General features: G+C 33.8%; 9 protein-coding genes. 1 reads left to right on the forward strand and 8 read right to left on the reverse strand.

Going from position 1 to position 23,872, the window contains the following annotated elements; genetic code table 11:
• Positions 1–8: 8 nt before the first annotated feature.
• The 6 genes from FP421_RS14400 to FP421_RS14425 form a co-directional block, all read right to left on the reverse strand.
• The gene (locus FP421_RS14400; protein WP_236548132.1) at positions 9–3,260 is read right to left on the reverse strand and encodes a glycosyl hydrolase; all 3,252 of its coding nucleotides are present in this window, start codon (positions 3,258–3,260) and stop codon (positions 9–11) included.
• 51 nt (positions 3,261–3,311) lie between these two features.
• Positions 3,312–6,065, reverse strand: coding sequence for an alpha-L-rhamnosidase (locus FP421_RS14405; protein WP_236548133.1), 2,754 nt, complete (start codon positions 6,063–6,065; stop codon positions 3,312–3,314).
• Positions 6,066–6,149: 84 nt separating this feature from the next.
• Entirely contained in the window at positions 6,150–9,446 is a 3,297-nt protein-coding gene (locus tag FP421_RS14410; RefSeq protein ID WP_159951817.1) for a family 78 glycoside hydrolase catalytic domain, read from the reverse strand.
• Between the two features lie 27 nt (positions 9,447–9,473).
• Complete coding sequence (locus tag FP421_RS14415) at positions 9,474–12,239, reverse strand: family 78 glycoside hydrolase catalytic domain (protein ID WP_159951819.1); 2,766 nt, start codon at positions 12,237–12,239, stop codon at positions 9,474–9,476.
• Between the two features lie 23 nt (positions 12,240–12,262).
• Entirely contained in the window at positions 12,263–14,731 is a 2,469-nt protein-coding gene (locus FP421_RS14420; protein ID WP_159951821.1) for a family 78 glycoside hydrolase catalytic domain, read from the reverse strand.
• Between the two features lie 26 nt (positions 14,732–14,757).
• Entirely contained in the window at positions 14,758–18,027 is a 3,270-nt protein-coding gene (locus tag FP421_RS14425; protein ID WP_159951823.1) for a family 78 glycoside hydrolase catalytic domain, read from the reverse strand.
• Positions 18,028–18,271: 244 nt separating this feature from the next.
• Between FP421_RS14425 and FP421_RS14430 the strand changes: the two genes are divergently transcribed.
• The gene (locus tag FP421_RS14430) at positions 18,272–19,156 is read left to right on the forward strand and encodes an AraC family transcriptional regulator (protein WP_159951825.1); all 885 of its coding nucleotides are present in this window, start codon (positions 18,272–18,274) and stop codon (positions 19,154–19,156) included.
• Between the two features lie 73 nt (positions 19,157–19,229).
• Here the strand turns inward: FP421_RS14430 and FP421_RS14435 are convergent, their stop codons facing one another.
• On the reverse strand, positions 19,230–21,146 hold the full coding sequence (locus tag FP421_RS14435) for a eukaryotic translation initiation factor 4E family protein (RefSeq protein ID WP_159951827.1): 1,917 nt from the start codon (positions 21,144–21,146) through the stop codon (positions 19,230–19,232).
• 130 nt (positions 21,147–21,276) lie between these two features.
• Positions 21,277–23,685, reverse strand: a complete 2,409-nt coding sequence (locus tag FP421_RS14440; RefSeq protein ID WP_159951828.1) for a sulfatase-like hydrolase/transferase — start codon at positions 23,683–23,685, stop codon at positions 21,277–21,279.
• Between the last annotated feature and the right edge of the window lie 187 nt (positions 23,686–23,872).

A 23,872-nucleotide genomic window follows, 5' to 3' on the forward strand; every position in this document is an offset into this window, starting at 1 on the left:
TGTATTAGTTATTTAAAAGTTTCAATTACAACTGGCCCTAATAAACCTGACTTTTGCAATGTAGACTCTGGGGTAATTTTATCGATAACGATCCACGTGTACTTTTCATCTTTGTTCCGCGATTTATCTCTTATCAATTGATTTCTCCAAAGATTTACCACTTCAATTTCTAAAGTATTTTCACCTTTTTTAATGGCTTCGGAAATATTTAGTCGGTAAGGCGCCATCCAAACGCCTCCAATAGCTTTTCCGTTTAATTTTACTTTAGCCATTACTGATAATTTTCCTAAGTTGATGTAAATATCTTCATCTTTTGGAAGCTCATCAATAGTGAATGTTTTGGTATACACTGCGTTTCCTGAATAGTATTTTATTTGCTCATTTTCTGATCTAGACCAATCTTGTAAATCATTAAAAATTACGGGATCTTTTGGTCCAATGTCTTTGTTTTTAAAATCGACATTAAAATCTTTATCTAATGTTACTAAAGGTTTGTATTCTGGAAAATTAGAGGTTTTGATTGCCTTTTCATCAGTTGCAGAGGTTTTGCTAAATACAACAAACCAACTTTGAGCAGCCTCCATTTTTAGTGGTACCTTAATACCTGTTTCTGTAACTTCATAATCTGGCAACGCTCTAATTTCTCCGCTTATAGCATTCCATAATTGTGGTTTCATCTTTGTATCTACACGAAAAACAGGAGACAAATTAATAGTTTCATCACTCTGATTTGTTATAAAATAAATATCCATTCCAGGCATATTTCTGTGTATCCATAATACTGGCGCATCTTCTGGCACATCAACATCCTTTTTTAAATTTAAACTTTCAAATACTTCTGGTAATTCGTAACCATCCCAAATTTTACCTTCACCATAATTCACATTCATTTTACCATTAGCGTAATCGCCATGCCACATTTTATCGACTAATTCTTTTACTTGCGTATCAGCCATTGGATAATTTTCTAAACTTGGTGATTTTTCTGGTTTTGGTCCTAAAATAGTTCCACCTTGTTGCACCAACTGTTCAACTTTGGCTAATAATTCTGGACGCATGGTTTTAAATGGTGGCAATACCATCACTTTATACGACATGCCGTCTGGCAACACAAATCGTCCATCTTTTACAGACAATCTATTTAGAATAACCTCTGCGTTTATATAATCGTAAGAATAGCCTTTTGGGATTTCTGGTTGACGCACACCCGTCATAACAGGAGCATCTTCTCCTATATAATAACATACATCTGCAACGTATTTTCCTTGTTGTAATAAATGTTGACAACGACGTAGATAATCGAAATAACTGTCTGCTTGACTAAACCACGTATTGTGGCGGTTAAACTCGGTACCAAACCAAGCATTCATACCCGGTTTTCTATTATCATCGGGTTGCTGAATGTACAAATGCAATACAAAGTGATTGATACCCTCTGTTAATGCCCAATCGCCTCGCTTTTTCAGCATTGCAGGATGTCTTAAATAGGCTCTTCTTGAGGAAGTAAAGGCTTCTGCTGACGTAATTGGTTTTCCGTAGGTATGGGCTGTTGATGAGGACGCTTTACACTCGATATTACCCAGTGTTCCTTCGTTCCAAAATTCTCCAGAAATTAAATCGGATTGCCCTCCGTACATCATAAATTCTCCTGGAAACCCCCAGTGCCCATAGTTTTCTAACCAAGTTTTTAAGTTGTGTTTGTTACTTGCTTTTCGTAGTCCTCCAACGTATTCATAAGCGACATCATCTGCAATAGAACGACGTAAATCCCACAGAAAACGTTCGGATAACTCCACACTTCCTACAATTCTACCAGATAGTACCGGTAAAAATGGCACAGGGTCATAGCCATATTTTTCTTTGAATTTTAATTCATATCCATCCGTCCAGTTTTGAGAGCCTTGTTCATAACTATCGGCCACGACATATTTAAACGCTGATTTGCTTTCTTCAGGAACACGTTTTAACAATTCACCTACAAAATTATCAAAATGGTATTGTGCCAAATCGCTATTCATTTTGTCTATTTCATAACCCACACCTTGGGGTGCAGCTGGTGCATTTTTTGTACCTGTTGGCGTCATTCCCATACGCATAATTGTCCAGTTGCCTTTTGGTACATCCCAAGTTAAATTCCCATTTTCATCAAGTTTATTGCTTAAATCAACAATATTATCTGGGTTTATAGACAGACTTTTATCTTTAATTTCATCTTGCTTTCCAAAAATGTAAGAATCCCATTTAATACCTGGCGTGGAATTCATCTTACCCAATTGTTTCTCTATATATTTGTCTAATACCAATGCTTCAGAAATCGTAATTTCAGCAAAACCAAAACCTGCTTTTCTTTTTGTTCTGAAATTGGTACATTTTAACACAAACTCTTGTGCTTTTGTTTCTGGCAATACCGTAGCAAAATCTCCTGTTTCAATAGAGGCTACATTAGGTGTAATACGAAAACGGTCGAACTGAAATTCTTTAATAAGTTCTTCTTTACCATCTACAACTGCAAAAAGGCTCATCTTACATTTAAATGGTCTGCTTGGTATTACAGTAATAGAACGCGTTGTAATGGGTTCTGATAGTTGAAAATTAATAGCTAAAGTCTCTCCCTTTTTTGGCTCGAAACTGGTATCGTTTTTCTTATTCCCATCATTTAGAATACCGACATTAACATCTTGCCAATTAGCTGTTATTTTTGTTGGAATATGTTGGGTGCTCTTTTCTTCTAAATTTGATGTTTTAAATGCAAGCGTATGCGTGTCTTGAAATTCTTTTTTAGGCTGAGCCAATACTATATCAAGTGTTTTTCCTCCTACAACTTTCGTTTCACTATAAGTTAGGTAACGCATGGCTTTTGTATAATCTACCCATGGTCCGCCACTTTGGCTCCATCCTGGGCAGTTGAATACCCCAATATCTACCCCAATACGTTTACCTTCTTCTACTGCATGTACCATATGAGACCACCAATCTTCGCTTAGCATAGGTACTTTTCCATCTCTATGTGCTGGATTGATGTTACCAATTAGCGCCCCTCCAATACCCGCTTTTTTCATCGCCAATAAATCTTTGGTAATTCCATCTTTAGAGATATCGTCGTTAATCCAATACCAATAGCACCATATCGTATTGTCTTCCGTTGGTTTTACAAAGCCTGATTTTACAATCTCGTAGTTTTTTGAATTTTCACAAGACCAAAGCATCAATATAAAGATTGATGACAGCATCAATAGTTTTACTTTTTTACTTAAAAACATGTATCTGTATTTTTATTATTTTTAATATTCTATTTTAATCCTATACTTTTTTTAGTGGGTATTTTTATAGATGAACTCGTATGCCCCACTTTGTAAATTATCTATGTTTACTTTTTCATTTTTTATAGTGACATCTATTTTTTTTCCATTCATGCTAATATCTGGCATGTTATTAAACTTAGGGAGCACAACCTTTGCTGTGGTGTTTGGTGGTACTACGATATTGTATATAAAATCATTGCCTTTAAACTTCCATTTCGACTTAATTTTACCGTAATTGGATTCGTAATCTGCAGATACTGCTGAAAGTGTTTGATGAGGTAATGGTGCAAATTGTATTTTTTTATAACCAGCTTTCAATGGCGCAATACCTGCAGTACGCTCGTACAACCATTGTCCAATAGCTCCGTAAGCGTAGTGATTAAAAGATAATGCTCTATTAGCAAACCCCTTATCGTGGGTGTAACCATCCCATCGTTCCCACATGGTGGTAGCGCCTTGGTTGATACTATAAAACCAAGAAGGATAGGTTTCTTTGAATAAAATATTATAAAGCAAATCGGTTTGTCCATATTTATCTAAAACTGAAGCTAACAAAGGTGTACCGATAAACCCGGTGCGTAAATGATTTTGTGTGGCTGCTATTTCTTTAACTAAATGGTTTATAGCTTGATTTGCCGTTTTTGGAGATAATAAATTAAAGCCAAGCGCTAAAAGATAGCCTGTTTGCGTTGGCGTATAAGGTGCTTTTATTTGTCCGTTATTATCAAAATACTCTTTTTCAAAAGCCTGGTTTATAGAACTTAACAATTCACGATAGTAATTCGCGTCGTCTTCTAATCCTAAAATTGCTGCACTTTGCATGGTTAACTGCACCGAATAGGCATAAAAAGCGGTTGATATGAGTGTGTTTGGGGTATCTCCTCTTCTATCATCTTTTTGTTGTGAATAAGGTTGCAACCAATCGCCAACCGTAGACATGTGGCTGATATTATTGGTTGCTTCTGAAGTATGATAATCGCACCATTTTTGCATCATATCATAGTTGTCTTCAAGCACCTTAATATCTCCAGTTCTATAATACAATTCCCAAGGTACTATAGTGCAAGCATCAGACCAACCTGCTTGAGCAAAATTTCCAGTAAAATTTGGAACCACCACAGGAATACCGCCATTATTAAATTGCTCTTCTCTCATACTATTTAACCACGCAGACCAAAAGGCATGCGTATCAGATAAAAATAAAGATGTTGGTATAAAAACCTGAGCATCACCTGTCCACCCTAAACGTTCGCTTCGTTGTGGGCAATCTAGGGGAACATCAAAAAAGTTGCCGCGTAAACCCCATTGAATATTGCTATGTAACTGATTTAATTTGTCATTTGAAGAATGAAAATTACCAGACATATCAAAATCGGAGTGCTGTACAATGCCTGTTACCCATGATTTTTGGGCAGTGAAATCTTTATTAAATCCGCTTAATTCTACATAACGAAAACCGTGAAACGTAAATTCTGGTTGCCAAGAAATGGTATTATCTTCTTTTGCTATGTAATAATCTGTGGCTTTTGCAGAACCCAAGTTTTTAGTGAATAATTTACCTTCAGAATTCAGCATCTCGCCGTGTCTTAATTGTATAGTATCACCCTTTTTTACTGGAATTTTTAAATCTACTACACCTACCATATTTTGACCCAAATCAAATAAAACCTGATTCGTTTTCTGAACCGTCATTTTAACAGGATGCAGGATTTGTTTATTTTTTATTGCGGCATGTTTTTTAGGAAAAAGTTTTGTTTTTGAATCTATTTCTTCTGTTGTAACGCTCTCCCAAGAGCTGTCATCAAAACCAGGTTGGTTCCAATTTGGTAGTTCAAAATTAGCATCGTATGTTTCGCCATCATATAAACCAGCAACTCTTACAGGGCCATTTCTTGTGGCTTTCCAACTGTTATTACTCGTAATCGTTTTCAATTTACCTTTGGCGTCTTCAATTTCTAATTGACATATGGCTCGCGGTGGTGCGATTACAGTGTCCCATCTCCTGCGTGGGCCAAAACGCCCTGAATGCCATCCTTCAGCTAAAATCATTCCTATGGTATTTTCTCCTTTTTTTAATGCTTCTGTAACATCATAAGTTAAAGTTTCTATCCGTTTACGATAAGGCGTCCACCCTGGTGTTAATACATCTTCAGTAATTTTTTCACCATTAACGTAAGGCTTAAAAACACCTTTAGAGGTAATGTATAAACGTGCCTTTTTAATATCGGCATCTATGTTGAATGCTTTTCTCAAATATTGAGGTCTAAATAATCGAGTACCATATCTTGTGGTATCCCATTTTTTAGGATCGGGAATTTTTATCCATTTTGCTTTCCAATCTGCATTAGAGAGTAAACCCATTTCTATACTGGAAATTTCACTCCAATCGGAAACACTATTTTCTGAACCCCAATAACGTACCTGCCAATATATTTTTTGTCTTGATTTTAATGGATTTCCAGCATATTTTACAAAAACAGATTGATTAGACATCACTTTTCCAGAAGACCATACATCAGGAGAATCTGGTAATAAATCTGGCGTCGAAGCTACCACAATACTGTATGCATTTTGTTTTTTCACAGCACTTGTTTTAGGTAATTTCCAAGAAAAAGACGGCATACTATCATAGAAACCTAAAGGATTTTGAAATCCTTCAGAAACAGATAAGCCATAAGGACTTTCTAGATTGCTTCCACTTTTTTGTGAGCAGCTTAAAAATAAAAGCAGTATAAATATGATAAATATTAAATTACTTTTCACTGTATTTAATTTATAATTTTCTAGTCTGTTTTTTTATCTTAAATGACTTTTCCTACTTTATAAAAAAGTTTTACTCCTATTTTACTAGTTTGACTTTTTATAAAGTGAGATCTTTAATTCTTTAATCGATGGTGCTTGTTTTGCATCAACAATAAACAACCTACATTTTGTAGATGTAATGTCATCGAATTTGTGCATTTTATTCACTCCACAATTTTTTCCTTTTACAATATCCTTCCATTCATCATTTTCCCAATATTGTAGTTTATAAGAAGTGATATTCTTTTCAAATTCATCAACAACAACCTGATTAAAAGTTTGAGGTTTTATCCATTCCACTTCCAAATATTGATTTTTGGTTTCTGTAGCCAACCAACGAGTTTCCTCGTCTTCATCATTTACTCTAAATGCTTCAAAAACGGGTAGTTTTTCTGTTTTAATAAACATAGACGAGGCATTCATTCTTCCTAATTTTGCCAGATTTTTCAAATCTTCTAAAGGTTCTGGAAATTTTGTTACTGGTAACTCATCAACTTTAAAATTGTAAACTCCTGATGTAACCTTATAAATTACATAATTACCAACAGCTTTACTTTTTTCTGTTCCTACAAAAGTTACGTTTTCAGCATTTTCTGCTAAAACTCCACTTTCTTTTACCTTCTCTTTACTTGTTGCTGGTACATATACTTTTGCGGTTGTATTCACAGGAATTTCAATATGAAATGTTGCACCTTTCCCTTCTTTTTTCCAATTTACAACTACGTTTCCATACATGGATTCATAGCTTGTATTTGCAAACGTTAAGTCGCCAACAGGTGCTGGTTTGATCATCATATTTTGCATTCCTAATTGGTCTGGATTTGGTCGAATTCCGCCAAAACCTTTGATAAAATAGCCACCAATTCCTGTATAACACGTATGGATTTGGCTGTTACCAATTGCTGACCAACGTTCTGGCCAAACGGTTTTACCTTGTTCTAAAAAATACCCATAACTAGGGTGATGTTTATCTCTCAACAACTCATAAATTAAATCCATACGCTCTCCAGATTCCGTAAAATAACGCGTGTATAAAGCTTGTCCAGAACTTCCTGTATCGTAATACGGAAATTTATACAAGACATTATCGGCTAAATTTGCTTCTACTTTTTCTTTTTCAGATGCAGGTGTTACACCAGATAATAACGCAAAGGCTTGATCTACCTGATAGCCTTTTATGTATTTACCTGTTTCTGGATTGTAAGATAGTTTATGGGTTGCTTCCTGTTGAATTTTTAGTCTGTCTTTATAGATTTTAGCATCTTCAGTTTTGTTTAACTCCTCTGCAATATGCATTGCATTTTCTAACATAAAAGCGTACAAACAATTGTTAAAATGTGCTGCGTCTGGAGAATTACTACTTGTCCAAAAATTACCACGTGGGGTACACCAATCGCCCAAACCTGGCATTTCTCTTTTTCCTTGTTCTCCAATTATTAAAGCGCCACCCGTATTAGCATTAGAATGCTCATACAACCAAGTCATCCATTTTTGCATCGATTTGTAATTGTCTTCTAGCACTTTTTTATCACCTAACATTCTGTAGGTTTCCCAAACGGTTAATGGATTGTTGGCTTTCCACATTAAAAACGGACGATCTTCCTCATTTAATACAGCTCTAGTTTGACCATCTGCTAATTGTGCATCTCTAGTATATTGAAGATATTGATCCATATACGCCCCACTTTCAAAATTCGGTAAGGCATCACCATACATAGCAGCTACTGTAACTTCTCCCCAACCTCGACGTTCACGATGTGGACAATCTACCAAAATACCATCCATTGTATTGGCTAAATAGGTATTTAAATTGATTTGATAAATTTGATTCAATTGCGCACTTGAAGATTCAAACTTGCTAATTTGCCTACGATCATTCGTAACCACATAGCCTTTTGCATCTTCTATTTTAGGTTCGTAATTCAAACCATAAACTGTAATCCATCTACCTCCAGCAACATTAAATCGGTTTTGGAATTTTCCTTTTCCTGATTTACCGAATATGTATTTGCTTTTTTGACTCCAATTCATGATGCGTTCGGTTTGATCGCTTATTTCAAACAGGATAGAATCGCCTTCTTTCCCTTTATACAAGTCCATTTCAAAAAATCCTGTATAATTTTCACCCATATCAATGCGATAGGTTCCATTATCCATTTTATCTACTCCAATGGCTTTTATTTCTTTAAACTTTACTTGAGGTTCTACCATTTGAGCACTTAATTTTGCTCTAATTGGACTATATAAGGCACGTACTTCTCTATTTTTCCTGCTGTTTAACGCAAAACTGATGTTATTCCCACCAGGTATTTTGGAGTTTAATTCCTTGTGATTGTAAACACTGGCATTCATCCAATTACTATCATCATATTCAGGAGTATTCCAATCATCTTCGCGTTTGCTATCATCAATCGTTTCACCTCCAAAACGCAAAATATCCCAATCGCCATAATATTCGGAATGGCTTTTTTTGGTTTTCCAACTGGTATCCGTTTTTAGAGTGATTTGTTCTCCTCCTGATACAATTTCGGCTTGTGCTTTAAACACAAAAGGCACCATTCTATATTCTCTTATTCGTTTCCATCTTGCCCAACCTGCAGCGTGCCAAATGGCAATAACATTGTCTCCTTTTTTTAGTTTATCTGCGATATCATATGTTAAGTATGGAATTCTCTTCTTCATATAAGAAGACACAGGATTTGCCACATTATCGGTGATTTTTTCTCCATTTACATACAATTCGTGGTATCCAAATGAACCTACAAATACAAATGCTGATGAAGCTTCCTCTGTAAGTGTCACATTTTTTCTATACCAATTGTGGTCGGTTTTTTTCTGATCGGATTTTAAAATCCAATCACCTTTCCAGTCTGATTGTTGTAACAATCCCATTGAAAACTTGGCAGGCTCACTCCAATTAGAAGCATTTCCATCTTTATCCCAGAACTTTACTTTCCAGAAATACGCTTTTGCAGATTGTAACTCACCGCCTTTATAAGTATTATTTACAGATTGATTAGAATCTACTGTACCAGAATCCCAAACATCGCCAGTATTATTTTTTAAATTTTCTAAACTACTTGCTACTAAAATTTGATAAGCAGTTTGTTTTTGTCCTCTAACTGGATTTTCTTGTTGCAATTTCCAACTCAATCTAGGGCTTGTATTGTCAATTCCTAAGGGATTTACGCGGTATTCAGTTCGTAAATCTTCTATAGTAATATCATTACTTTTGGACTGACAACTCGTTATAACAACAACTAAGGTTACTAAACAAATCCACTTAAGATTTAGCAAAGCACTTTTATTTTTTAAACTTTTTTCCATTATTATATTATTCATTTTTACAAATAGACTTCAATGACTCTATTATAATTCAATTTGATAACTATATTTTCCTGACTTAACTTTATACTTTACATTAGGCAAAATAACTTGTGCGCTACAATTAACAGGAACTTCTATTTTATATTCGTAAACTTTATTTGAAACCTTTTTCCATTCCGCTTTTATTTCTCCGTGAATAGAATTGTAACTTGCTTTGGCAAAATCCATTGCTTTTATAAAGTTGGGTTTTAAGATGATGTTTTGAAACCCAGGATTGGATTCATCTACATTAATACCTACCATGTGTCTGTAAAAGAAATTATCTACAGCACCCATAAAATGATGAATGTTTGAAGACGTGAATTTATAACCTTCTGGCAATGTTGTAGCACCATTTTTTATCATCCATCCAAAAGATGGCCATTCTTCATTTACAACTACCTTATGCATCATATCTGCATAACCATTTTTGGGTAAATATTCATACGCAGAATGCACAGTAAATACACCACCCCATAAATGATGGTCTTTCTCTTTTACAATATTATTTACTACCTTTTTTTCTAATTGTTCTCTATATTTTTCTGGGACAATGCCGTAATTTAATGCCAAGATATTTACAACAGGTAAAAATTCATGAAATGGTTTTAACCCTACATATTCTACTTTTTCTTCATCAAAAGCCCATTTTTGTAAACCTTTATGAATACGTTCTACTTGTTGTTCTAATCGCTTTTTATCTTTCTTTTTTCCTAGTTTATCAGCCATATAAGCCATACGTTTTAATACTAAATAAAAGTTCATAGAAGCAATTACTTCATTTCCTCCAGGTTTACCTCGTCCTTTATAGGTAGCATCATAAGGCGTAACCCAATCATTAAAGCGTTCTTTAAACATCCCATCTTTTTCGGGAATATTATTGAACTCCCAAGAGCGTTTTATAAAAAGCATCATTTTATCCCAATACAAATCAAACAAACGTGTATCGTTATAATATTGGTACATATACCAAGGAATATGAATTCCTGCAGATGACCACAAACTCGATTTTCCTGGACCATAATAATTGGCAGGAACTATTGCAGGAATTCCACCAAATTTATCTTGTCCATCAAAAATATCTCTCGTAAATTTAGTCATCAAAGCAGCTAAATCGTAATTAGCCATACCAAATTCCATTCCTGTAACAGCATCACCCAGCCATCCGTTTTTTTCACGATGTGGACAATCTGTAGGGATACTATGTAAATTAAAAATCAAAGATTTTCTGCAGATCTCGTGTACTGCATTTAAGGTTTTGTCAGAGGATTCAAAATGCCCCACTTTTGGTACATCAGAATGCACATATTTTACTTCTACATCCTCTAATTTAAACTTTAGTTTTCTGAAACTTTTTACTTTGATATAGCGAAAAGCTTTATATGAGAAACGACATTCGGCATACTCCACACCACCACCTCTACAAACATAAGCCATTTGCTGAAGTCCTCCTGGTTGGCTTACTGTAATAGGATCTTCATTTTCTCCAAAATAAATAGTAATACGTTGGCCCTTTTTAGCATTTTTGATACGTAAACGTACCCAACCAGACATATTTGTACCTACATCAAACCATTGGCCTCTACTTGAATTTTTTGTAGCTATTGGATGAAATGTTTTGGTAACACGAATGGGTTCGTTCATCTGAGAAACCAATTCTCCTCCAGGATGTGGTGCTGAGTTTACAGTATCCCAACTTGAATCATCTAAACCAGCTTTACTCCAACCCTCAATTTCTTTAGTAGCATCATAAATTTCGCCCATGTGTGGACCATCGTAAACTACAGGACCGCCTGTGACTTTCCAGCTTAAATCGCTAACAATATCTTTTGTAGTTCCGTCTTCATATTCAACTTTAATACGACATATTAATTTTGGCTGTCCAATCCAACCACTTTTTTTATAAAATCCCCAATGATCGTAAGCCATCATTCCATAAAAACCACGCCCTAACATGACACCAGCCATATTTTTGCCATCTTTTACCTCTTTTGTAATGTCGTGAGTGGCATATAAGATTGTTTTGCGGTAATCGGTCCAACCAGGATCTAAAACAGAGTTCCCTATTTTTTTACCATTGATATACAATTCATAATATCCAATTCCGCTGATGTATGCTTTAGCACTTTTAACCTTCTTTTTTACATTAAAACCTTTACGTAAGAGTGGTGCTGCATCGTGTTTTTTATCATCAAAGAAATGATAGCGTTCAAACATATTTAAATGGGCTCCAAAATAACTTGGCAATTGAAACTCGATGGTTTTAGATTCAACTTCCTTTTTTCGCCACCATTCAGTTGCCCATTCATCTTGATTTTTCCAAGCAATCCATTGTGCACCTTTCCAATCTTCTTTTTCTAATAACCCTGTTGAAAAAGTAGCGGTTTTACTCCATTTTGAAACGCTATTATTTTTATCCCAAACTCTTACTTTCCAATAATATTGAGATGCTGATTTTAATGGTATCCCTTGATATTCTATTTGAGTAGATTGACTGCTTTTTACTTTTTTAGAATGGAAAACGTCTCCTAAATTCTTTTCTATTTTTTCTTTTGAAGTAGCAACTATTATTTGATAAGCTTTTTGAAACTGACCAGATTCTTCAGACTTTAGTTTCCAAAAAAAACGAGGTTGTTTAACATCAACACCTTCAGGGTTTGATCGATATTCTAATTTTAAATCGTATGGTATTATTTGCGCAAATACATTTTGCATGCTAATACTTAACAATATTGTTAAAAATATAATTTTTTTGTGTTTGGTTTTCATATGATTTTTAATGTTTCATTGAATTATTTAATAATTATATCATATTTACCTGAGGTTAACTCAAACCTATTGCTTTTAACTTTTTTATTATTTAATTTAATTTTTTTTGAATTATACAATGGTAATTTTACCATTGCAACTGAATTTTCTGGAATTGTGACTGACCAAATAATACTTTCTGAATTTCTCTTCCAGTTACTTTCAATTTTTCCTTGTGGGGATTTATAAGACACTTCACACCAATCTAAACCTTCTAAAAAAGTAGGTTGTAAATAAAATTTTTGAAACCCTGGATTGTTTTCATCAGGACGAATTCCTCCTAAACTTTCGTGAAAACTAGCAGCAAAACCACTATTCATAGGATGGTTAAACGAATTACGATAATAGCGTTTTGATTTATCCCAATTGGCAATCAATTCTGGCCAGGTGCTTAAATTATGTTCCTCAGTCACAAAACCTAAACTAGGATAATCTGTAATTTCCCATAAATGTTTGGTTACTTCACTATGATCATAATCATTTAGCATTGTATACAAAGCACGATGTCCAAAAATTCCTGTGGTAAAATGTCCACCTTTATCTTTCATAATAAGTTGCGCCAAATTATCTGCAACTAGTTGCTTTTTCTTTTTAGGAACTAATTCTGAATATAATGCAAAGGCATTTCCTGTTTGAGAACCATAAGAATTGGTTTCTTCGTTGAAAAATTCATTATGAAAAGCTTCTTTAACAAATATTGCTTTTTGTCCATATTCAGCAGCAATTACATCTTTATTTAATAAAATGGCCATTTTTTGCATCGCTACTAAAGATTGATAATACAATGCTGTTGATGTTAGAGCTGGTGGAGTATCCATTTGTGTATTTCCTCCTGGAGGACACCAATCTCCATAACCACCGTTTATAATGCCTTTTTCTTGTACCTTTTCATCTAAATACGCCATCCAACCTTCCATCATATTCCAAGATTTTTTTACAATCGTTGTATCTCCATAATAGACATATGAAAAATAAGGAATCATTACTGTAGCTGCACCCCAATCTGGTCTTGCTTGCAAGTTCAAACGTTTACCAACAGAGACATTAGCAGGCGCTCTTTTATCATAAGGAAAAGGATCTTTAAAATGTGCTTTAGAAACGCCCAAAACGGTTTGCATATCGTCTGTTGTTTTTTGCCATAGACGTTGTAAATCAAAATTAAAACTTGCAGCTTCTGCAACTACATAGGCATCTCCCATCCACGCACAACGTTCACGATGTGGACAATCACTTAACAAACCTTGAATATTGTCTTCTATGGTTAACATAGATGTTTCGTAGAATTTATTAATCTGTTCATTAGAACATGTAAACGTTCCTATTCTTTCTACATCTGTACGAACTAACCAACCTATAAATTGGTCTAAGGTCGGTTTCTTTTGTAAACCTTCTATTTGCACATATTGAAATCCGTGATATGTAAAACGAGGCTCCCAAGTTTCTTCACCATCGCCTTTACAAATGTAAATGTCTGTTTGTGTGTTTCCGGTAACGTGAATTCCTGTTGATGCTGGATCGATATTTTGTTTATCAGGCATTAAATGCTCTGAAAAACGCATTTTTATTTCAGTGCCTTCCTTTTCTTGAACCCTTATTTGCAACCAACCTGTCATATTTTTCCCCATATCAATTATCCAACCTTTTTCTGCTGGTAAAATTGCGACTGGTAAAATTTTTCGAACCTTTTTCATAGGTTCCAATTGCTGCTCCAATAAGTTAGTAGTTGGACCTTCCATTAGCTCTACAGAATTCCAAGTAGTATCTGTGTAATTAGAACTAGACCAATTTTTAATTTCTTTTCTGGCATCATAAGTTTCTCCGTGAAAAATGTTATCAAAAAGAATTGGACTGTTATGAGCTTTCCAACTTTTATCGGTTACAATTTGTTCTGATGAACCATCTTTATAGTTTATATTGAGCACCAAAATGGCACGTGGTTTGCCATAATTAAGCCCTGGCCAAAAGGCAATATTTTGCCCATAAAAACCATTGCCCAACATAATTCCTAATCCGTTATTTTCTTTTAAAAGTTTTGTAACATTATGACGCACAAAAAAAGCGCGTTTATCATAAGACGTTTGTGCAGGATCTAGCACTCTGTCTCCAACTTTATTTCCATTAAGATGTAATTCATACAATCCTAAACCACAAATTGCAATTTCTGCAAATGCAATTTCTTTGGTTACCGCAAATGATTTTCTAAGTAATACTGATGGATGTGCTTTACGTTTTACAGCTTTCAACTCTTTTACAGTTGGTTGCCAAGTATTGATATCCATTGGAGGCTGATTTCTAACAAAATCTCTTGTAGACCTTTTTTCTAATCGATTGTCTTTGGTGTATCCTATCCAATCAGCCTTATCCCAACTGATAGTAGATTCTTTGGATTGACCGAAAGTATCTTTAGTTGATATTATAAAAGACACTAAAATTAAAAGGACTTTAAGTTTCATTAGATAGTTTATGCTCTATTTTTTATTTATTTCTTATAAATCTGAAATTCAGAAATCATTGGTTTTTGCTTTGCTTCTGATATCATCAACCTACATTTTGATGCAGTAATTGCTTTAAACTCATGAGTTCTATTAGACCCACAGGAAGTTCCATTTGCAATATCTTTCCATTTACCATTTTCAAAATATTGTATGGTATATTTTGAAATATTATTTCCTTTTTCTTGAAGAACTACTGTATTAAATGTTTGTGGTTTAAACCATTCAATCTCCAACCATTCGTTTGATGTAGTTTTAGATTTCCAATGCGTTTCTAAACTTTCATCATTTGCTCTAAACGCTTCAAAAACTGGCAATTTCTCTGATTGAATGGTCATTGAAGAGGCATTCATACGTCCAATTAATGCCAAATTATCTGGCTGATCTATAGGATCTGGATAATTAACTTCTGGTAATTCTGCTACTTTAAAATTATAGACTCCAGAACCTACTTTGTAGATGATATAATTCCCTACAGCATCACTTTTTTCTGAGCCAATATAGGTAACTCCTTTTGATTGTTCTGCTAAACCTTCACCTTCTAAGACAACTTCTTTTTTAGTTGCAGGAATATATACTTTTGCTAATGTATTTACAGGAACTTCAATATGAAATGTGGCACTTTTCTTATCTTTTTTCCAATTTACAACAATATTTCCATACATAGATTGATAACTTGTATTGGCAAATTTTAAATCGCCAACAGGTGAAGGTTTTATTATAAAATGTTGCATTCCCAGTTTTTCAGTATCTGGACGAATTCCTGCAAACCCTTTTATAAAATAACCACCAATGCCGGTATAACAGGTATGTATTTGACTGTTACCAATAGCAGACCATCGCTCTGGCCAAACCGTTTTTCCTTGTTCAATAAAATAGCCATAACTTGGATGGCGTTTGTCTTTTAATAACTCATAAATCAAGTCCATACGCTCACCATGCTCTGTAAAATAACGGGTATATAATGCCTGACCAGAACTCCCTGTATCGTAATACGGAAATTTGTAAAGTACTTGATCTACTAAATTATTGTACACTTTTTCTTTTTCAGCATCTGGAGTAACACCAGAAAGTAATGCAAATGCTTGATTTACTTGATATCCTGGTCCGTACTTTCCTGTACTAGCATTATAAATATTTTTATGTGTAGCTTTTCGTTGAACCTCTAAACGTTTTTTATAAACTTCAGCATCTTCTGTTTTATCTAATGTTTTAGCAATATTTAAAGCAGATTCTAGCATAAACGCATATACGCAATTGTTAAAATGTGCAGATTCTGGCGAGTTGCTAGACGTCCAAAAATTACCTCTAGGCGTACACCAATCGCCTAAACCAGGGAATTCTAAAGAGCCTCGTGTTCCAATTTTTAGTGCACCTCCTGTTTCGTAATTAGAATGTTCATACAACCAATGCATCCATTTTTGTAAGGTTGGATAATGATTTTCTAGTAGTTTTTTATCACCCAACATTCTATACGTTTCCCAAATGGTAATTGGGCTGTTTGCCATCCACATTAAGAACTCAAAATCATCACCATTAATTACCGCTCGCATTTTTCCATCCTCAGCTTGTGCATCTTGCATAAACTGTGCGTATTGTGTCATATACGCCCCACTTTCAAAGTTGGGTAATGCATCACCATACATAGCAGCTACAGTAACTTCTCCCCATCCTCGGCGTTCACGATGTGGACAATCTACCAAAATACCATCAATAGTATTAGCGATGTATGTATTTAAATTGACTTGATAAATTTGATTTAAAAGTTTGCTAGAGCTATTAAACTGACTGATTTGTTTTCTATCATTAGTAATGACGTAGCCTTTAATATCTTTCAATTCCGGTTTGTAATTAATTCCGCTAATGGTTACCCAGCGACCACCTGCCAAATTAAAACGATTTGTAAAATGCCCTGTTCCTGTAATATCAAACACATATTTACTACGTTGATTCCAAGACGATTTTACAACTTTTCTATCGGCTATTTTAAAGGTAATGGTATCTCCTTCTTTTCCGTTAAATAAATTCATTTCGAAAAAACCAGTGAAGTTTTCGCCCATATCAACCACATAGTTTCCTTTTTTGTCTTTTTGAACGCCTATTGGGTTGATTTCTTTATATTTTACTTGTGGCTCTACCATTTGAGCACTTAAAGTTGCTGTAATTTTACTTGTTGGTGGATTTGCGTCTGAACTCGGCACCACAATGGCACCTTTAGGTCCTAGATTTACATTAGAAATACCAACTTTTTTGGCTTTATCATTATCAAAAACTATTGCGTTCTGCCAATTAGAATCGTCATAGTTAGCCATATTCCAATCATCTTCTCGAAGACGTTCATCTATAACTTCTCCACCAAAATCTTTAATATCCCAACGTCCAACATAGGCACTATAACTCTTTTTACACTTCCAAGAGGCGTCCGTATTGAGTAGTATGTTTTTATCGCCTAGCTTGATGTCTGCCTGCGCTTTAAACACAAAAGGCGAATCATAATATGCTTTTACTCTTCCCCAACGCGCCCAACCAGCTGCGTGCCAAATTCCAATGACATTATCTCCTTTTTTTAGGTGCTTTTTGATATCATAAGTTAGATACGGCAATCGCTTTTTTACGAAAGAATATACAGGATTCATCACCGCATTACTCACTTTTTCTCCGTTTACATAAACTTCGTGATAACCAAAAGATGCTACATATATAAATGCGGATTGAGGATTTTCTTCTAAAGTAAAATTCTTTCTATACCAGTTATGGTCTTTTTTATTTTGATCTTTTTTGTAAATCCACTCGCCTTTCCAATCATCTTGTTTGAGAAGACCCATTGAAAAATGAGCAGTCTTACTCCAATTCGAAACATTTCCTGAAACGTCCCAAGTTTTAACTTTCCAAAAATATTGTTGTGCAGATGACAAATTATTTCCGCCGTATTCTACATTAACAGATTGATTGGATTCTATTTTTCCAGAATCCCAAATATCACCAATATTGTTATCTAAATTCTCTAAAGAACTTGCCACTAAAATTTGATAAGCCGTTTGCTTTTGGCCTCTAGTTTGATCTTTGTTTATAAGTTGCCAACTTAATCTTGGAGCGATATTATCTATACCCAACGGATTTGTTCGGTATTCGCACTTTAAATTTTTTATTTCTACATCAGGAGAAAAAGTACAACTTGAGATAAAAATTAACTTAAATGATATAAAAAGGGCATAAATTATTTTAAGTCTAATATTATAAGATTTTTGAGTTTTCATTTTATTAGGTAACCATAAGTTTTTACAATAACAGCAATATTCAAATTATATTTACTAGATATTTAAAACACCAATGATTTTATAGCTGAAATATCTAGTAAATATATTTTTAATACTACAATTTACTATCCTGTAAAGTACTGGTATCTGGTTTAAAAGTTTAATTAATTGTTAATGTGTAAATTTCAATGATAAAAGTGATTATTTCAATTGACAATTTGATATATTAGTTGCACAAAATGATATGAAAAACGACTATAAAAAATATCTAATTACTTCTAATAAAGATAAATCATGGGGGTTCTACGTAAATAATTTAGGACGAAATGTTATTGGTAAACATGCTGAATATCCATCTATGAATCATCCTGATCAATATATTTTTACTTGGGATAAGGGACGTGTTTTAGATGAATTTCATTTGGTGCTTATTACTAAAGGCGAAGGTGTTTTTGAGAGCAATGCTACTGGAAAAATAAAAGTTTCTGATGGTGATGTGTTTTTATTATTCCCTGATGTTTGGCATCGCTATAAACCTAAAAAAAGTACGGGTTGGACAGAACGTTGGGTTGGTTTTTCGGGAGCTATTGCTAATCAATTTTTATCTAATGGTTTCTTTAATGCTGATGAACCTATTGTTTCTAAATGCAATATACCATCTGTTTTACATCATTTTAATACACTTTTCAAGTTATTTGATGAAGCTACTTATGGCTATCAACATGTGGCTTCCGGAGTTTGCATTCAATTAATGGCAGAATTGCATGCTATTAAGAGTGGTGGTAGTAATTTAGATAATTTAAATTCTATGATATCGCGTGCAAAAAGTATGATGTATAAAAATATAAATGGTTCAATTGACCTCTTAGAAATCGCCTCTAATTTGGGTGTGAGCTATTCTAAATTCAGAATTGATTTTAAAAAACAAACAGGAGTATCGCCTTTGCAATATTATTTACGTTTAAAAATAGAAAAGTCTAAAGAATTGTTATTAAATTCCAAAAAATCTCAGAAGGAAATTGCTTTTGAATTGGGCTTTGAGTCTGAGATGTATTTTAATAGATTATTTAAAAGAAAAACGGGATGGGCTCCCGGTAAATTTAGAAACTTAAGTAAGGATATCTTTTAATTTATTGAACTTCCTTTTTTATAACAGAACAGGGAATTATACTAAACAATTCCCTGTTGTTATATCTAAATTTTTAGCTTACTGTTATCGATAATTCTAGTGTTTTGCTATCTTCTTCAAAAAATACTTCTAAAGGCAATGCTTCTACTCCTGGAACCATATTAAATGTTCTAGTACCTTCCATTTCTTTAGTTTTAATTGGAGCATTTGCTTTTATAGTAACCAAACCTTCTGGCTTTTGAATGGTAATTTCATTTTTACTAACCTGAGTTACAGCTTCGCTAGAAGGAGAAACTATTGGCAAAACAAAAGCAGTTTGTGCTGTAATTTCTTGTTTTGTGGTTACCTTAATTGCTGTTTTATTTGCAGTACAATTATAACCAATATCAAATGCAGCAGCAGTTCCTTCAACTTCTTTTCTATCTACATTTTTTAATTTTACGTCAGCGATCAATTCAATCGCTCCATTTTCATCTTTAGAAGCAACTGTTGCTGGCAAATCGTATAAGTTTGTGTACCAAACCTCATCTTTAAAAGTTTCTATTCTTGGTGTTAAACAAATATCCTTATTAGGTTGTACTTGTTGGTTATTTTTTTCAACTAAAGCATATTCTGCCATACTTGCAGCACATAAAAGCCCAACTTTGTTATGATATAACACTCCTAAAGCACCTCCTGATGCTTGACGAAAATCGTATTTGTAATGATATTCTGCATCGTAAGCACTTACAGTTCCTCTCCAATCTCCACGTGCAAAAAGATACACATCTAAATCTTTAAAGTGTTTTACACCATCTGCGGTTGCTCTAGGCAAACTTGCATTTGCATTTATTTCTGGTAGATGATCCCAATGGTCTAATAAAGCTGCTAATGGTTTTGCATGTGTAAATGTATGATGCACACAAGGTGGTATACCTGCCTCAATAAACCCAGGACCTCCATGAATTAATCCATCTGCTGTGCATCTTTGTAATAATTCTGTGTTTTTTATTGCTGCTGTACCAAATGCTGGATTAATGTGAGACATCATTCCAAATGCAGGTTGGCTTCCATCACAGGTTCTACTGCCCCAATAACTCCATTTGTACATTCTGTTACCCCAACTATTATCCCAAGCTCCATCTGGTAACATAAATTCTAAGTGACTGTTTAAGGATTTCGTTAAGATTTGTAGTAATTCATCATCTTTCTCCTTTATAGCATACATTACCAAGCTATTTAAAGTTTCTTCTACGTTGTAACCTAAATCTACTCCATGTAAGCCTTTTTCACTTAATTTACTTGAGCTTTTTTTACATTCGCCAAATAACAAACTTTCATTTTCTGTAAAATATGCTTTTACTTCTGAAGCTAATTTTTTACTTTTTGCTTTAAAATCATCTCTGTTTACAACACCACCTATTAAATTCAACCCATAAACTGCAGTTCCTGGGTAATTGATATTGGTAAAATCTATGGTAAATGTGTCATAAATATATTGACCCGCTTTTTCTAAACGAACTGTCCACGCTTTTCGAGTTGCTTCATCTAAAACATGCCCATGATAATGTAATGATTCAGCTAAGGCTATTGCACCAAAAATGGTAATTCCTTTCCAAGATTTTGGATTTTTGATAACTGTCCAAGCTCCATTTTCTTGAGAGACATTATTTTCTGCCCAAATCATAACCAACTTTGCACCTTCTATATATTTTTCATCGCCAGTTTTATCTGCCATATGTAAAAAAGGATATACTGCATCCATACAACGTCCGTGAATATGTGAGCAGGAAGGACATCCCAATGCACCATGAACCTCTAAATTGGATGGATTGTTGATTTGTACTTTTAGCATTCCGTCACTCCAATCTTTTAATAGATCTGTAATCAGGTTTTTAAACTCTAAAGAATGTTCTGGGTGATTGGTACAAGCGTTTAATAATCCTGACATTGGTAAGGTTAAACCAACACCTGCAAATGCTGAAAGTTGAAGAAAGTTACGTCTTTTCATTTGGGTTATATTTTATTTTTTAAACTTATTGATATTGTATTTAAAACCTATCCTGTTTTATCCTGTTTTCTAAAAATAAAAAGCCAGAAGAATAAATTTCTTCTGGCTTTTTAAACGCTTACCTTTTTTTTTAATTAATGACTAATTTTGTATGGTATACTTTATTATCATTTGTAATTGCTTTTACCATATATAATCCTGAAGTAAACAGTGTATTATTTTTAATATTCAAAGTACCATTTAATGCTTCCCCTTTATAGATAGCTTTCCCTAAAGTATTATAAATTATTATTTTTGCACTTGAAATATTGAATAATGAAATTGTAAATTCATCTTTTGCAGGATTTGGATATATTTTAACAGCATTGTTATCTAAAACGAAATTATTTGTTGACAAAGTACCAACAGCCTTAAATACCCATACTTGATTTGATGTAATAGCAGACCTATTTACCCATAATTTTACGTTCTGTCCATTATTGGCTCCTGTACCTCCATCTATAGAATACCCAGGCTCGTTACGTTTTTGCAAACGATAATTTTCACCATCTCCAAATCCTATTTTTTTGAAATGTTGATTTTGATTGTTAGAATTACAATCACTTAATCCCACATTTTGATTATTTACAGCACCATCACCTGCATCCAAACACAATTCTGTATTACGCTTCTTATACATATAAAAATCTTGTTCTACATGTACCTCTTCCCATTGTTGATTAATATCATTCTCATTACTTTGCCAAAGTTTTACATTGTCATCATTTGTGCCAGCATCCATTGCAAAGGTTGGACTATTAGATTTTTGTAAATGATAAACGGGATTCGTTCCAGGATCTGTTATAATAACATCGTTTTTTTCAGAGATTAAAGTGCTGGAATCATCTTTAGTTGCAATAGCATCTATAGTGTAAGTACCTGCTACAGATGGTGTCCAAGATGAAGAATATGGAGCAGTAGTATCTGTTTGATAAACTTCGCCATTTATTCTAAAAGCAACCTGAGAAATACTACTACCTTCTTCTGCTGTTGCTTCTGCCTGTATCTCAATATCTTCACCTAAATTAAAAACAGTATTATTTGCTGGAGAAGTAACTGAAACCTCAAATTTTAATATTCCTGAATTATCGCCAATATTTCTATCAGAAAAGAACGACTCCATATCTAAAGGAAATCTTTTGTATAGCAAATTAGCCATTCTATCTTGAACTTGAGAATGCTCTGGTTTATTTGCTAAATTTTTATCTGCAACTTGACTTACACCATGAAAGTACAACTCTTTTTTATTTATTGCTTGTGTCGTTCCATCTCTCCATTCTGTATATCTCCACTCTCCATCTGTAACAGTAACTCCCATAATAGCCCCTTTTTGGTATAAAGAGTAAGCCCCATCATTCCAATCCATATCTGGATTATCTATAAGCTGTAACATACTTTTACCATCGACTATAGGAGATTCTAAATTACAAGCTTCTATGATGGTTGAAAAAATATCTACATTTTCTACCAATGCATTTGATGAAACATTTGTTTTACGCGATTCGTGACTTGTTTCTCTACTAATGATTAAAGGTACCTTTGTATCAATCTCCATATTAGAATGCTTGTTCCAAGACCCATATTCTCCGATTTTATAACCATGATCACTCATAAAAATAACCATAGTGCTTTTTCGTAAATCTAATCTCTCTAACTCATCCATAACTCTTCCTACTTGAGCATCAACGTAACTAACACATGCATAGTAACCTTGCCTTAATTTTTTTGTAAGCTCATCATTCAAATCTCCAGAATCAGGTATTCCATCATAACCTCGTAACTCTCCATAATTTGTTAGTGCTAAACTATACATGTCTGTTGGTCTATCTCTACTCGGCACTTCAATATTATCTAAGTTATATAAATCCCAATATTTCTTAGGGGCATTAAAAGGTAAATGAGGTTTACTAAAACCTAAAACCATTAAAAATTTATTTTCTTTAACTTGGTTTAGAGTTGCTATTGCATCTCTTGCTACTGTTCCGTCTTTATATACGTCGTCATCAACGTCTGCATCTTCATAAGCAGGCTTAATTCCAGCATTTTCAGGTAAAACATATGTATTATCCTTTTTACCAATATAAGTTGTCCAGTTACTTTTATCATCTATACCATGATGATATACTTTACCTATACTAACAGTTTTATAACCGTTGTTTTTGAATAATTGCGGCATGGTAACAACATCTTTATGCTTTGACCTTAAGCGCGTAAAAATGCTATAAATACCTATTGATTCTGGTCTTAATCCTGTAAGGATGCTCATACGTGATGGAGCACATATAGCTTGTTGAGCATAAGCTTGATTGAATTTTACTCCCTCTGTAGCTAACTTATCAATATTTGGACTTTGAATATGTGTATTACCGTAACAATTTAACTCATCTCTTAAATCATCAACCATAAAAATTAACACATTTTTTTGTGCGTTGACCGAATAAAAACTTGTAATTACTAAAAAAAACAATAACAATCTACATTTAAACAATGGAGTTTTCATAAAAAAAACAGTTTCTTAGATATTAAATTTAATTGACTTTATATATTTCTATTTTTACATTGATGAATACAATAACCTTTTCTTTCTCTTGTATATTGTTGTAAAAATCACGCCTTTTCATTTTGCTCAATTAAAATGAAATTTATTAAGTAACTATGAGAACTCTATCCTGTTATATCCTGATACA

The organism is Polaribacter septentrionalilitoris, from assembly GCF_009832745.1.
Lineage (GTDB): Bacteria > Bacteroidota > Bacteroidia > Flavobacteriales > Flavobacteriaceae > Polaribacter > Polaribacter septentrionalilitoris.

Excerpts from the sequence above, each read along its gene's own strand:
- FP421_RS14410 (WP_159951817.1), bottom strand. The coding sequence starts at position 9,446 with ATGAATAATATAATAATGGAAAAAAGTTTAAAAAATAAAAGTGCTTTG.
- FP421_RS14420 (WP_159951821.1), bottom strand. The coding sequence starts at position 14,731 with ATGAAACTTAAAGTCCTTTTAATTTTAGTGTCTTTTATAATATCAACT.
- FP421_RS14400 (WP_236548132.1), bottom strand. The coding sequence starts at position 3,260 with ATGTTTTTAAGTAAAAAAGTAAAACTATTGATGCTGTCATCAATCTTT.
- FP421_RS14435 (WP_159951827.1), bottom strand. The coding sequence starts at position 21,146 with ATGAAAAGACGTAACTTTCTTCAACTTTCAGCATTTGCAGGTGTTGGT.
- FP421_RS14430 (WP_159951825.1), top strand. The coding sequence starts at position 18,272 with ATGAAAAACGACTATAAAAAATATCTAATTACTTCTAATAAAGATAAA.
- FP421_RS14415 (WP_159951819.1), bottom strand. The coding sequence starts at position 12,239 with ATGAAAACCAAACACAAAAAAATTATATTTTTAACAATATTGTTAAGT.
- FP421_RS14425 (WP_159951823.1), bottom strand. The coding sequence starts at position 18,027 with ATGAAAACTCAAAAATCTTATAATATTAGACTTAAAATAATTTATGCC.
- FP421_RS14440 (WP_159951828.1), bottom strand. The coding sequence starts at position 23,685 with ATGAAAACTCCATTGTTTAAATGTAGATTGTTATTGTTTTTTTTAGTA.